This window comes from Chromatiaceae bacterium, from assembly GCA_024235395.1.
Taxonomy (GTDB): Bacteria; Pseudomonadota; Gammaproteobacteria; order Chromatiales; family Chromatiaceae; genus Thiosocius.
Window position 1 is genome coordinate 280,545 of the sequence record JACKMK010000004.1, and the last position, 12,642, is coordinate 293,186.

13 protein-coding genes and 1 other RNA gene are annotated in these 12,642 nt (G+C 61.5%); 7 read left to right on the plus strand and 7 right to left on the minus strand.

The window, feature by feature from the left end:
* Positions 1-13 precede the first annotated feature (13 nt).
* From H6955_19790 to fur, 3 genes are all read right to left on the minus strand, one after another.
* Positions 14-2,146: a TRAP transporter fused permease subunit gene (locus H6955_19790; GenBank protein ID MCP5315811.1), complete on the minus strand. Its 2,133-nt coding sequence runs from the start codon at positions 2,144-2,146 to the stop codon at positions 14-16.
* Between the two features lie 39 nt (positions 2,147-2,185).
* Positions 2,186-3,199 carry a TAXI family TRAP transporter solute-binding subunit gene (locus H6955_19795; GenBank protein MCP5315812.1) on the minus strand — a complete coding sequence of 338 codons (1,014 nt, stop codon included), beginning with the start codon at positions 3,197-3,199 and terminating at the stop codon, positions 2,186-2,188.
* A 130-nt stretch (positions 3,200-3,329) separates the two neighbouring features.
* Positions 3,330-3,758, minus strand: coding sequence for a ferric iron uptake transcriptional regulator (gene fur, locus H6955_19800; protein MCP5315813.1), 429 nt, complete (start codon positions 3,756-3,758; stop codon positions 3,330-3,332).
* Between the two features lie 147 nt (positions 3,759-3,905).
* Between fur and H6955_19805 the strand changes: the two genes are divergently transcribed.
* Positions 3,906-4,334: an outer membrane protein assembly factor BamE gene (locus H6955_19805; protein MCP5315814.1), complete on the plus strand. Its 429-nt coding sequence runs from the start codon at positions 3,906-3,908 to the stop codon at positions 4,332-4,334.
* Here the strand turns inward: H6955_19805 and H6955_19810 are convergent, their stop codons facing one another.
* From H6955_19810 to H6955_19820, 3 genes are read right to left on the minus strand one after another with little or no spacing between them, the layout of a single operon-like run.
* Complete coding sequence (locus tag H6955_19810; protein MCP5315815.1) at positions 4,335-4,673, minus strand: RnfH family protein; 339 nt, start codon at positions 4,671-4,673, stop codon at positions 4,335-4,337.
* Positions 4,666-5,100 carry a type II toxin-antitoxin system RatA family toxin gene (locus H6955_19815; GenBank protein ID MCP5315816.1) on the minus strand — a complete coding sequence of 145 codons (435 nt, stop codon included), beginning with the start codon at positions 5,098-5,100 and terminating at the stop codon, positions 4,666-4,668. Before H6955_19815 ends, H6955_19810 begins: the two co-directional genes overlap by 8 nt.
* Positions 5,101-6,507 (minus strand): sodium-dependent transporter, encoded by a 1,407-nt coding sequence (locus H6955_19820; GenBank protein ID MCP5315817.1) that lies wholly within the window; start codon positions 6,505-6,507, stop codon positions 5,101-5,103.
* A 95-nt stretch (positions 6,508-6,602) separates the two neighbouring features.
* Between H6955_19820 and smpB the strand changes: the two genes are divergently transcribed.
* Both smpB and ssrA read left to right on the plus strand, forming a co-directional pair.
* A complete protein-coding gene (gene smpB / locus H6955_19825) occupies positions 6,603-7,091 on the plus strand; it encodes an SsrA-binding protein SmpB (GenBank protein ID MCP5315818.1) in 489 nt (162 codons plus the stop codon).
* Between the two features lie 55 nt (positions 7,092-7,146).
* Positions 7,147-7,522: a transfer-messenger RNA gene (ssrA, locus tag H6955_19830) on the plus strand.
* Positions 7,523-7,975: 453 nt separating this feature from the next.
* On the opposite strand, the gene H6955_19835 is transcribed toward ssrA, so the two are convergent.
* The gene (locus tag H6955_19835) at positions 7,976-8,839 is read right to left on the minus strand and encodes a hypothetical protein (GenBank protein MCP5315819.1); all 864 of its coding nucleotides are present in this window, start codon (positions 8,837-8,839) and stop codon (positions 7,976-7,978) included.
* 367 nt (positions 8,840-9,206) lie between these two features.
* On the opposite strand from H6955_19835, the gene H6955_19840 reads away from it, so the two are divergent.
* The 4 genes from H6955_19840 to H6955_19855 all read left to right on the plus strand — a co-directional run bounded on the left by H6955_19840 (position 9,207) and on the right by H6955_19855 (position 12,640).
* Positions 9,207-9,473: a hypothetical protein gene (locus H6955_19840; protein MCP5315820.1), complete on the plus strand. Its 267-nt coding sequence runs from the start codon at positions 9,207-9,209 to the stop codon at positions 9,471-9,473.
* Positions 9,474-9,717: 244 nt separating this feature from the next.
* A complete protein-coding gene (locus H6955_19845) occupies positions 9,718-11,505 on the plus strand; it encodes a hypothetical protein (GenBank protein ID MCP5315821.1) in 1,788 nt (595 codons plus the stop codon).
* 39 nt (positions 11,506-11,544) lie between these two features.
* Positions 11,545-12,156, plus strand: a complete 612-nt coding sequence (locus H6955_19850) for a hypothetical protein (GenBank protein MCP5315822.1) — start codon at positions 11,545-11,547, stop codon at positions 12,154-12,156.
* A 10-nt stretch (positions 12,157-12,166) separates the two neighbouring features.
* On the plus strand, positions 12,167-12,640 hold the full coding sequence (locus tag H6955_19855) for a type III secretion system chaperone (GenBank protein MCP5315823.1): 474 nt from the start codon (positions 12,167-12,169) through the stop codon (positions 12,638-12,640).
* Positions 12,641-12,642: the final 2 nt, after the last annotated feature.

Genomic DNA, 12,642 nt, shown 5'->3' on the forward strand with positions numbered 1-12,642 from the left:
CGTTAGCCTGCGTTCAATCGTCAGCCAATGGTCGGCGCGCCATCAGTCGGTCCCAGACCAGCACCACGCCGAACGCGGCCAGGGCACACCAGTGCAGCAGCGGCTGCTGCGGAAAGATCAGGGCGGTCGCCATCGCCCCCAGAAGCAGCCGCATCATCAACCCGTGATCGCGTTCCAGGTGGCCCTGGAACGCCGCTGCAAACGCATACAGCCCGACCAGGGTGAACGCGAAGATCTCCAGCGCGACGCCCCAGTCGGCGTATAGAAAGGGCGTGTAGGCGAACAGCACCGGCATGATGTACAGCCCCTTGGCCAGCTTCCAGGCGGTAAACCCGGTGCGGATCTGCGGCGTTCCGGCGATGGCGGCGGCGGCAAACGCAGTCAGGCAGACCGGTGGCGTGACATTGCTGTCCTGGCTCAGCCAGAAGATGATCATGTGCGCCGACAACAGGATGCCGAGCACGATCGTCGGATCCAGTGCCTGTTCGTACAGACCGGTGACCAGTGAAGGATCGATGCTGCGCAGGGCGTCGAGGATCGAGCGCGCCTCATCGAGCGTCATCGACTGCCCGAGCATGCCGACCTTGTCGGGCGCGGCGAGCATCAGCATCGCTCCGGCCGCCTCCGGCAACTGCCGACCCGCGGCGATGAGATCGACCAGCTGGGCATCGGCAATCAGGTTGTACAGCGCCGGCGCGGACAGCGTCGCCAGCACGATGTACGCGGCAGTGACCGGCAGCCCCATGCCGAGCACCAGGGACGCCAGTGCGACCAGGAACAGCGCGACGATCAGGCTGCCACCCGCCCACTGCTGGATCATCAACGACAGCGTGTTGCCTACCCCGGTCATCGCGATCACGTTGACCACGAGGCCGACCGCAACCAGCAACAGACCGGTCGTGATCATGTTGCGGCTGCCCAGCGCCAGCGCATCGAGGATGTCGCGTATCCCCATGCGGCGCGGCGTCAGCCAGCTCGAGCCGATCACCGTGAGGATCGCGACCCCGGCCGCGTAGGTCGGGGTGAATCCCATCACCAGCATGACGATCAGCACGATGATCGGCGATACGAACACCACCCCACCCTCGCGCATCACCGTGCCGATCCTGGGCTGGTCTTCGCCGGACTCGGTCTCAAACCCCAGGCGCTTCGCCTCGAGGCGCACGAAGAACGCCACCGACAGGAAGTACAGCAGCGCCGGAAGGAACGAGACCGCGACGATGTGCGTATACGGGATCTGTGTATAGCTCGCCATCACGAACGCGCCCGCACCCATGATCGGTGGCATCAGCTGACCGCCGGTGCTGGCCGCCGACTCGACGCCGGCGGCGAAGCGCGCCGGAAACCCCGCGCGTTTCATCAGCGGGATCGTGATCACGCCGGTCGATACAGTGTTGGCGATCGACGAGCCCGAGATGGTCCCGGTCAATCCGGACGAGACCACGGCGACCAACCCCGGGCCTCCGACCACCCTTCCGGCCACCACGCGCGCCATCGCGATCACGAAGTCGCCGGCGCCCGAACGCACCAGGAAGGCACCGAACAGGATGAACATGAAGACGAACGAGACCGAGATCTGCGCAATACTGCCGAACAGGGCATCGTCGCCGTAGATGCTGCGAAACAGCAGCGTCTCGTTGCTCAGCCCGGCGAACTTGAACACATTGTCGAGCCACGCCCCCCAGCCGACGACATAGGTCAGCGCGAGCACGATCAGTACCGGGATCACCAGACCCGTGGTACGCCGGGTCAGTTCGATGGCGGCAACGATCGTCAACAGCGCGAGCACCTGCTCCCAACCCGTCATGTTGACGCCGCGCTCATAGATGGCGTCCTCGGCGCCGACGATCCAGGCGGTCGCGGCGACGAAGCCCACCGCCAGGCCGACATCCAAAGCCAGGAGCACGCGTGACCGCGCGAGCCGCTCGCTGCGCAGTGGCGGATACAGCAGAAACGCGAGAACGCCCAGGCCGACGAAATGCAGGGTCGCCTGCCACTGGGTCGAAAACAACGTGGTGAAATTCATCACCAGATGCAGCGCCGCGATCGCGGCGCCGAGCCAGTACACCGCGGTACGGACCCAGGGCTGCGTACGCAGCCCAGCCTCGAGTGAACCGGCGTCGGGCTGACCGGCGGGTTGCGTCATGACATCGATGCGGCCGCCTGCCCGCGGCCGCAAGAGCCGTTACTGGGCGATCAGGCGCGCAGGGATCTCCAGGCCGGCCTCTTTGAAGTACCGCGCCGCACCCGGATGCAGAGGCATCGGCAGGCCCGATATCGCCTTGTCCAGGGCCATCGCGTTGGTCGCCTTGTGGATCGACTGCAGGAAGCCCAGGTTTTCGTAGATCGTCTTGGTGATCTTGTAGACGTCATCGTCCGGGACATCGGCACGCACCGCGAGGAAGTTCGGCTGGGCGATCGTCGTGATGTCCGCCTGTTGCCCCGGATAGGTACCGGCCGGGATCAGGTAAGGCGTCCACAACTCCATGCCACCATCGGCCTTGGCGGCCTGGTCGGCGGTGAACCCGAGCAGGCGAACGGCGTCGCCCTTGGCGGCGAGCAACTTGGTCACCGCGCCGACCGGCACACCGGCCGGCGTACCGATCAGATCGGCCTTGCCGTCCTGCATCGCGTCGGCCAGCGCCCCGTATCCGCCATAGAAAAGGTCGAACTGCTTGTCGATGTCGATGCCGAGGTTGCCGAAGATGGTCCTGCTCGAACCGAGCGAACCGGAGTTCTTCTTGCCGAAGCCGGCCACGCTTTGGATGTTGGAGGCGTCGGCGATGGTCCCGGTCTTTGCATACTCCGCCTTGACCAGGAAATGCTCGACGTTCTGCCACAGCATGGTGACCGCCCGCAGACCCTTCTGCGGCCCGTCTTTTTCGAGCGGACCGCTACCGTTCCACGCGTAGGCGCCGTACAGGCCCTGCAGGATCGCAAACTGGGTTTCGTTCTCGCGCAGCAGCTTGATGTTTTCACCCGAGCCGGCCGAATTGATCGCCGACATGTTGATCTTGTCTTTGGGCTGCAGCTTGACCTTGACCAGGGTCGACAATGCGACACCGACCGGGTAGTAGGTGCCGCCCGTACTGGCGGTGGCCAGCAGATAGTCGCCTTCGGCGGCGGCTTGAGTGGACAGTCCCGCTGTGCACAGCGCGAACGTCAGCGCGGCTACGCCGCTGGTGAACCTCTTGAGCATGGTCTCTCCTCCAGAATCTCGTTTTTTTATCGCGCGGACGACCGGCCGGTCCGCGATTTTTAGCTTAGCCGAGCCTCCCCGGCTGAACAGCCTGGAAAAGACGGGTATTGCGCAGACCGCGCCGGGCGGCTCAGGCCCCTTCCAGGTAAGGACAGTGTTCGCGGGTGCAGCGGCCGTAGATGATCAGCGAATGATCGGTGATCTCGAAGCCCTTTTTCGCAGCGATCTCGCGCTGGCACTTCTCGATCGTTTCGTCGACGAACTCCTCCACGCGCCCGCATTGCGCGCACACGATGTGGTCGTGGTGACGCCCGCGGTCGAGCTCGAACACCGCCTGGCCACCTTCGAAATGGTGTTTTTCGGCCAGACCGGCATTCACGAACTGGGTCAGCACCCGGTACACGGTCGCCAGGCCGATCTCTTCGCCACGCTCCAGCAGCGCCTTGTAGACGTCTTCGGCGGTCATGTGCCGGGCGTCGCTCGACTCGAGAATCTCGAGGATCTTGACCCTCGGCAGCGTGACCTTCAGGCCGGCCTTGCGGATATCCTGGTTCTCCACCGTCACCTCCGTCGCATGTATTCTTGACGTGCGATTCGTTATCATCCGGCATCCATCGGAACCCGAAGGCCGATCGCAAAATATATGCGCAAGCTTCTCATTTTCATTGTCTCGTCCGCAACCTGGCTGACGGCGGGTTGCAGCTCGATGAGCGGCATCACCGACGCGATCCCGAATGCGCTGGACCGCGTGCCGCTCGTGTATCGCCCGCAGATCGTCCAGGGCAATGTCGTGAACCAGGAGCTGATCAACCAGCTCGAGCCTGGGATGACCAAGCGGCAGGTACGGTTTCTGCTGGGTTCACCGATGCTGTCGGACGTATTCCACGTGGATCGCTGGGACTACGCCTACACCAGTGGAGAGGGCAGCCGACCGGACGAGATCCTGCACACCACCGTGTACTTCGAGAACGACCGCCTGGTGAGGATCACCGGTCACCTGCGCCCGCAACCGGAGCACGAGCGCGAGACCAAACCGAAAGAGGTCGTGGTCACGGTCCCCGACTGGGAACCCGAAAAGAAGTCGTTGCTGGGGCGTGCCATGCAGGCCGTCGGCGTCGACTACGACGTCGACTGATCACTCGTCGCCCGACGGTTCGCCGGTCGCATCCCGCGCACCCTTTTTCATCGCCTTGCCCTCGGCTGCACGCTTCTTGCGCGCTTCCTTGGGATCGGCGATCAGCGGACGATAGATCTCGATCCGGTCGCCTTCGTTCAAGGTCGCATCGAGTTTCGTGAGTTTGCCGAACACGCCGACCTTGGCCTGGGCCATATCGATCTCGGGGAATCGCTCGAGAAAGCCCGACTGACGGATCACGTCCTCGACGGTCGCGTCGGCCGCCACCCGGAACTGTTCCAGCGCCTGTTCGCCCGGCCTCGCAAACACCACCTCGACGCTGATCTGCGGCTCAGCCACCGTACACCTCTTGTGCCCGCTTGACGAACGAATCGACCAGCGAGTTTGCCACCTGGTTGAACACCTTGCCAAACGCCGCGTCGATCAGGCGTCCGGCGAATTCGAACTCGAGCACCAGCATCACCTTGCACGCGGAGTCGCCGAGCGCGACGAAACGCCACTCGCCGTGCAGGCGCTTGAACGGACCCTCATGCAGACGTATACCCATCCGCCCGGGCGGATCGAGTTCATTGCAGGTCGAGAATGCCTGCGTGATGCCGACCCGTGACACCTCGATCCAGCCACACAGCTCGTCATCACCGCGCGACACCAGGCGCGAGTCGCTGCACCAGGGCAGGAACTCCTTGTAGCGCTCTACGTCGGCGACCAGATCGAACATCGTCTGGGGCGGGAACCGTACCAGCGCGGACTTTTCGACGCGTGCCAATTACAGCACCCCGATCGAGTTCAGGAACACGACCGCGATCGCGACCGGCGACACATAGCGGATCACGAACCACCAGGCGTCGAACAGCCGCTGACGACTGATCGCCAGTTCGTCCAACGCCATGTGACGGCCGGCACCGTAGGCAACGAACAGCGCAATCAGCAGACCACCCAGCGGCAGCATGATGTTCGACGCCAGGAAATCCTTGAGGTCGAACAGTGTCTTGCCAAACAGGGTGTACCCCGACCAGATGTTGAACGACAGTACTGAACCGATCCCCAGGGTCCAGGCCAGGCCGCCGACCAGCAAGGCCGCGTTCGACCTGCGCCATCCCCGGCTATCGACCAGCCACGCGACCGCGGGCTCGGCGATCGAGATCGACGACGACCAGGCCGCAAACACCAGAAGGACAAAAAACACCGTGCCGAACCACTGCCCGCCCGGCATGTTGCCGAACGCGATCGGCAGGGTCTGGAAGATCAGCCCGGGACCGGCCGAGGGTTCCAGTCCGCTGGCGAACACGATCGGGAAGATCGCCATCCCGGCGAGCAGCGCCACGATGGTGTCGGCCAGTGCGATCGTGATGGTCGCACCGGTGATCGAGGCATGCGCCGGCACATAGGCGCCGTAGGCCATGATCGCGCCCATGCCGAGACTGAGGGTGAAGAACGCATGGCCCATCGCCACCAGCACCGGTTCGCCGCTAAACCCGCACTCCAGCTGTTCCGCGCTACCGGTGCATAGCGTAAAGACCTTGTCGAAATCGAAGTTGAACATGAACGCAAACCCGCGTGCGAAATCCCCCTCCACGTAGGCATAGCCCACCATGATCACCAGCATGACGAACAGCGCCGGCATGAGCAGGGTCACGGCCCGCTCCAGGCCTTCGCGTACGCCGCGCGCGACCACCAGAACCGTCATCAGCATGAACACCGTATGCCAGACCAGCAGCTGCCAGGGCGACCCGACCAGGTCGCTGAACAGCTTCGTCGCCCCGTCAGCCGACACGCCGTTGAGACCCCCGCTGGCCGCCTGGAACACATAGGCGAGCGCCCACCCGGCGATCACGCTGTAGAACGACAGGATCAGGAAGCCCGCGACCACGCCCGAGTACCCGACCATGGCCCAGGCGGGTGACGAATTCTCCTCGCGGGCGAGGCGCCGCATGGTGCTGATCGGGCTGGAGCGTCCACGCCTGCCGAGCAGGATCTCTGCCATCATCACCGGCACCCCGATCAGGGTGATGCACACCAGATAGACCGCGACGAAGGCCCCGCCGCCGTATTCACCGCTGATGTAGGGGAATTTCCAGATGTTGCCGAGACCCACAGCGGAACCGACCGTGGCCATGATGAAAGCCGCCCGGGACGACCACATGCCATGTACCGACGCCTGACCGTTACTCATCCGGTTTCTCTCACTATTGCCACTTTCTCTGTCAAATCATGCATTTTCCCGGATCGATCAGCGACAAACAAGGCACCGTGCTACACTCGCGCGCCATGGCAAAAGCGGCGAAAAAGGCAAACGACAAGGGCAGCGGGAGCGCCACGATCGCGCTCAATCGCAAGGCACGCCACGAGTATTTCATCGAGGACCGGTACGAGGCCGGGGTCTCGCTCGAGGGCTGGGAGGTCAAGAGCCTGCGCGCCGGCAAGATCAACATCACCGAGGCCTACGTGACGATCAAGGGCAACGAGGCGTTCCTGTTCGGTGCGAACATCTCCCCGCTGCCGACCGCTTCGACCCATGTCCACCCCGACCCGACGCGCACCCGAAAGCTGCTGCTGCACCGCGAAGAACTGAACAAACTCATCGGCCTGACCGAGCGAAAGGGCTACACCCTGGTACCGCTGGCGATGTACTGGAAGCGCGGTCGCGCCAAGGTCGAGGTCGGGCTCGCCAAAGGCAAGAAGCTGCACGACAAACGTGCCGACGCCAAGGAACGCGACTGGCAGCGCGAAAAACAGCGCAACTTCAAGATCGGTTAGCGGTAGAATCTGCGGAACTTATTACGATCGGTGGCGGTCGTATGGGTTGACTTTAGGGGGCGACACGGCATTCGACGTGGGTCGCGAAACCTGAGGTGCATGCCGAGGTGCGAATCACCTCGTAAAACAATTCGCAAACTTATAGTTGCCAACGACGACAACTACGCACTCGCCGCTTAATACCCGGTAGGGTGCCGTCAGACTGGGGCCGTGCTTGTGCGCCCAGGCTCCTCGGAGCACTCTGGCGTCATATCTCACAAGATCGCGATGAGGCTTGTCCGGGGCTGATTTGCTAAAACCTACCGGAATCGCCGTGCTGTATGCCCTGTCGGTCGGGCGGCACGCGGTTAAAAAAAATCGACACGACTAAGCATGTAGAGCCGAAGGCAGAGGACTTGCGGACGCGGGTTCAACTCCCGCCGCCTCCACCAAACGATGAAGGGTCGCCCTTGTGGCGGCCCTTCGGCGTTTCTGGCCGCGCATGGGAATAACGAACCCGCGGAGCGGGTTCACCAGGCACCAGAGGTGCCGCAGAACGCCGTCGCGATGCGACGGCGGCCCGAAGGGTGAGGCCGAAGGCCGAATAACTCCCGCCGCCCCCACCAATTTTACTTTATTGTTCAGTTAATTATACGCGCATTTTTAGAACTTCCCGGAAGTTTCTTATTAGCTCGATGTGATTCCCAATCGGGGAGTTTTTGAACCCCCCTCGACAGCCGCATTTGATGCCCCCTGCAACTCGGTCCAATCCAACACTGGCTGGATGACGACGCCCGAGGTCAACGCCGGGCCTGATACAAACCTTTGTGGCTCAACGCCTATCTGCGACGGGAGTACGTCATCAAAGGGCATCGACGCCGGAAGGCTACGAACAGCTGGGGCTGTCACCCTTTCCGACGGTTTCTAAACAGAGCAGTAAAGAAGAAGAGCCCCAGCAGGAATATCGCAAAGGAATACCACCATCCGATATTATCGCTTTTGTTTGCACGCGCCCTTGCTGACTCGACAAGTTGCTCTACGGATTTCTTTCCTGACTCGAAAAGATAGAGAAACTTTTCACTCTGATCCTCCACCGGATAGAGAACACCATCAGAGAGTCGTCCGATCAAACTAATCTCATCCAATGGATAGTAGGTAAAGGAAACTCGAATATCCCCCTCTTCGTAAGTCTTCCCCTCTTCTCGATTTGTAAACTCTCCATCAGAACGACACTTTAGAGTTTGCCCCTTATACTCTGGAATCGCTCCAATTCGCTCGTCGCCACACCGAATAACCTCACCTTCTATTGGCCAGTCGAGCATCTGGCTTGAAACCGCTACACCAGCCACCTTAAGCAATGATGGAGTTTGAACTGCATGCGAAAGTGGATGCTCACCTCCAAGCGACCATTCATAAGAGACGATCTTAGGTCCCCCCTCCATTCCTCTATGTTCAACCTGCCTTTTCAATTGCAAGACGTTGCGGTTAAAGAACACACCTCTAACGGTGAGCTGAAAAAGCTCATCAACCAGATCATCTTCTGACTCAGCTTTCCCTTGGACGTAGGCAAAGGGGAGGTCTTGAGATGCGATATTCTGCACACGCGAAACATCTTCATAAGAGACAAGAATCTCGTTTAGAGTATTGGTCGTGCCGGTTCGTTGTCCTTCACTCCAGAGGTAAAGCCAAGAGGCAGCCCCCATGATTGCTAGGCCGAGAACGATGGCTCCGATCCTTTTTCCTAAAGTGTGTTCTTCACCGTGACCCATAAACCCATCCCCAAAGCATCGTCGATACACTGATTAGTGTTAAGGGCGCTTCTAAAAATTCCCGTCCCGATGGAGCATGATGCGGTTTTCGGACGCAGAAGGAACGACGATGCAACCCAGCTCCTTCACGCTGGAGAACGAACCCCATCCCGATACCTATTTCGACTTTCCGGTGCGTTGAAGCGGCGTTGGACCCACTGCGTGCAGCGGGGCCGCGCAACTGGAAAAAGGGTCGCAACAAAAAAATGCTTCACCGGTCTGTTGATCAGGGCGGCACGACGCACATCACTCGGTACGCGGTGCCGGTTAGTATCGTCATTTGGAATCGCTGTGAACTCGGAGCCTATACTCCATCGGTAAGTACACGTTGACAAGCGTTGCCAAGGGCTGCCCGGCGCGAACCGTCGTCGCCACTGCACATCAGGTGAGGCGGCGGTTACGCGGCCGCGCCGGACACAACGACACGGAGTCCGTTTTGACCCGAGAAGGCAAAAATGTGGCAATCAACAACATCACCGATTTCGCCTTCGTGTCGATGCTGTCTGGCGCCGTTTTGGATGGCCTGTTTCGATCACTCGGCGGGCGTTTCTCTGAAATGTACGCCGTTTACAGAGGGCACCGATTGACGGTGTGACTATGCCGTGACCGAAACACCCAAGATCAATGGAGCGGCACCCCGGGTTCAACCGGCCGCTGCCAGCGCCGACGTTGGCGCGGCCGATGAGGCGCAGGCACAGTTGTGGCCCGCGGCGCGGCACGACCTGCGCCGCAACGGGCTCGCGGCGTTGCACCCGCAGTACCGAAAATCCGGACCGAGCGATAGAGACTTCGTCTGGGGACGCGCAGATCTCGCGGATTCCAAGGCATCCCTCGCGCAATTGCACAGCCTGGTGAAAAAACGGCACGACCAGAAGACCGAAAAACTGTCGTCATTGCGGAAGACGTTCGCGCTGTTCCGCAGCGGGCTGTTCGGCAACCAGACGATCAATGCTGCCAAGGACGAGATCGAGTCCCTCGAGGTCCTGCGGGGCGCCGCCGCGTCAGCCTCGAAAGCGGCCCAGGATTTCGATGTCGGCTACAAGAACTTCCATGCACTGCGATCGCAGGAGATCCCGACCGACGCTGATGTCCGCGCCGCGCACTTTCAACGCCTGCGTGCCGCCGGAAATGCACTGCAGACCGCCCACGATCAGCTCTCCCGCGCTGCAGATGCGTTGGACGAGACGCTGCTGCTGAGGCGCAATCACATCAAGGCAACGCGCACCATTTTCCGGCGCCTGCGGAAGCAGAGCGCCGCCTATCGGCCTCTCCGGCAACAGGAGGCGGCGCGCGATGCCTTCCGCGCGAATCTCCCGCCGACCTTCAGACGCGGCTCCATGGCGCAGCGCGTGACGCAGGAGCTGTCACGACTCGACGAACTGGAGCGGCAGCTGAATGGCGTGGCGCCCGCTCCGACGGGTCAGGCCGATCTTCGCCACTTGGTCGGCGACCCCGATGGGCGGGGGCCCAGGCTCCGCACGGGTATCGCGCTGGCCGCGCTGGCGGCTGGAGAGCCGCTGAGTCCGGCATTGAAGAACACATTGCCTCAATCTGCGATTCAGGGGTCATTGCGTCACCTCGGTGGCGGCGGTTTCAATGTGGTCTATAAGGCCAAACTGGCGATACCTGATGAGAACGGTAAATTCAAGGTCCGTACCTACGCGATCAAACCGCTCGATGCCAACGTCGTGAGCTCCGGGATGTTTGGTCTCGAACGCCGTCAGGTACGGGTCCATGCGCGGCAGATGGCAGCGGCTCGGACCTCCGCGGCGTTGGGCAAGAACCTGGTCCAAGAGCCGCATCTGATAGAGATCAATGGCCAACTCTGCATGGCGACTCGTCTCGTCAGCGGGATTTCGCCCATCGACTTTGAAAACAAGCTGGCGAGGCTTGGCGCAAAGACTTATCGCAAGGTCAACGAGGGCCTGCATAGCAACGCAGCAATGCAGACGGCGATGAAGAATGTGCAGCTCTTCCACACGATCACCGGCAATCCCGATGGTCACGGCAATAATCTGAAGTTGCGGTTTTTGGACCCGGTCACGCACAAAACCGTTTCGTTCGACGACATCGCCGCGATGTCGAAGGCCGACATCGCCCGCCTCGACGTTGGTGTGGGCCTGTACGACCTCGATATGGCGTTCATGCCGATCCACGACCACAACCCGGTTTTCAAGAGAGGGATCTACCCAAAGCACGGAATGCACATGCGGGATTACTTCCCTATGCGTTCACATTACCTCGGCCCTCCCCCGTATCATGACCAAGAAGACATGCGCGCTGTCGCGCAGTTGGAACAGGACCTGAACGGCGGCGAGTTGGGTCGGGATCTCCGATGGTCGCTGACCAATGATGAGCAGGGACACGACGAAATCGGTGCATTGCAATCGCGCGTCGCCGGGGTGCAGCGGACCATGGAGGATCAGTACCAGGCCCACCGCAGATTGGACGCGGCGTCAGGGCGCGTGATCGACCCAACGGACGGCCAGCCAATGGGCCCACCATCGCAGCAGCAAGCGATATCCGACCAAGCGCCGAAAATGTTGTCGTATGCCGATTCGATATACGGTTTCATGCCGACGCGTCGGTCACTGATGCACAAGTTCTTTCCGCTGCGACCCAGGTAGTCATCTCCAATATCGAGCCACTGGAATCGCGAGAAGCCGATGACAGACGAATTGACAGATCTCGGTGAAAACATGGCCATACCCGCCGATCCGCAAACAATCGTGCCGGGTGCGGTGGCCTGGCGGTTCAAACAGGCCGACCTGGTCGCGCAGCCATTGCCGAAGTCCCTGGAAGGCCACCTTCGCACCTATGGCGACTGGTGTTTCGCGACCTATGAGCCGACCGCGCCACCCTATCTGGTGGAGGACTTCATCGACGCATTGCTGCAGGCGTGGCCGGGTGATGGCCTGCTGATTGCCCACGACGGCCATGGCATCAACAGCTGGGCTCTGCACTATTTTTTGGTCCTCGGTTCATTCGCCTGTTTTCTGCAGCTTCCCTGGGGCGGTGCCGACATGGATGCGAACATGGGCCGGGAACGGATTCGCGATGCATTCGCCAAGGTCGAAGCGGTGATCGATACGCGCTATTCCGCCGGAGAGCGACTGATCGTCATCGACGTGCTGGCTGGTCGCTCGTTTGGGAAGATCCATGGCGGCACGGGGGAGATCGAGTGGCGGGAGTCGGATGACCCGCTGGCCGACGTCGTCGATGAGATCGGTGCCGGTGGCCTGCATGCCTCATCTTCGAACGTGATCATTCCTGTCTGAGAGGCTGGCGATGTCGAGGGAAACAGTTGAATCGGCGTTGAGGTCGCTGGCCGAGCAGCGCGGCTACGCCGGTGCCGGTCTCGACGCCGACGGATGTGCGGTGTTCGAACACGAGAACGGCATCGGTATGCTCGTCGTTTACGTACCCGAAGGGCCCGGTGCCGTGGCCTTGTACGCCGAGCTGGGACCGGCGGTCGATCCACCGGCGGTATTCAGGCTGGCGCTCGAGGCAATGCATCTGTGGAGCCGAGCCGGCGAATTGACACTCGGCGTGCTGCCCGACACCGATATCCTGACCGCCAGCGCACTGCTGCCCGTGGACGAAGACCTGAGCGAGCAACTGGGGCCAGCCATCGATCGCTTCGCGGACAGGGCGATGCATTGGGCGCGACTGGCCCAGGCGATCGACGAACCCGACGAGGACGGCACACCCAAGGATGGTGATGCCGACCCCGCTGGCGGGTTTCCGAAGATCATGGGGTGATC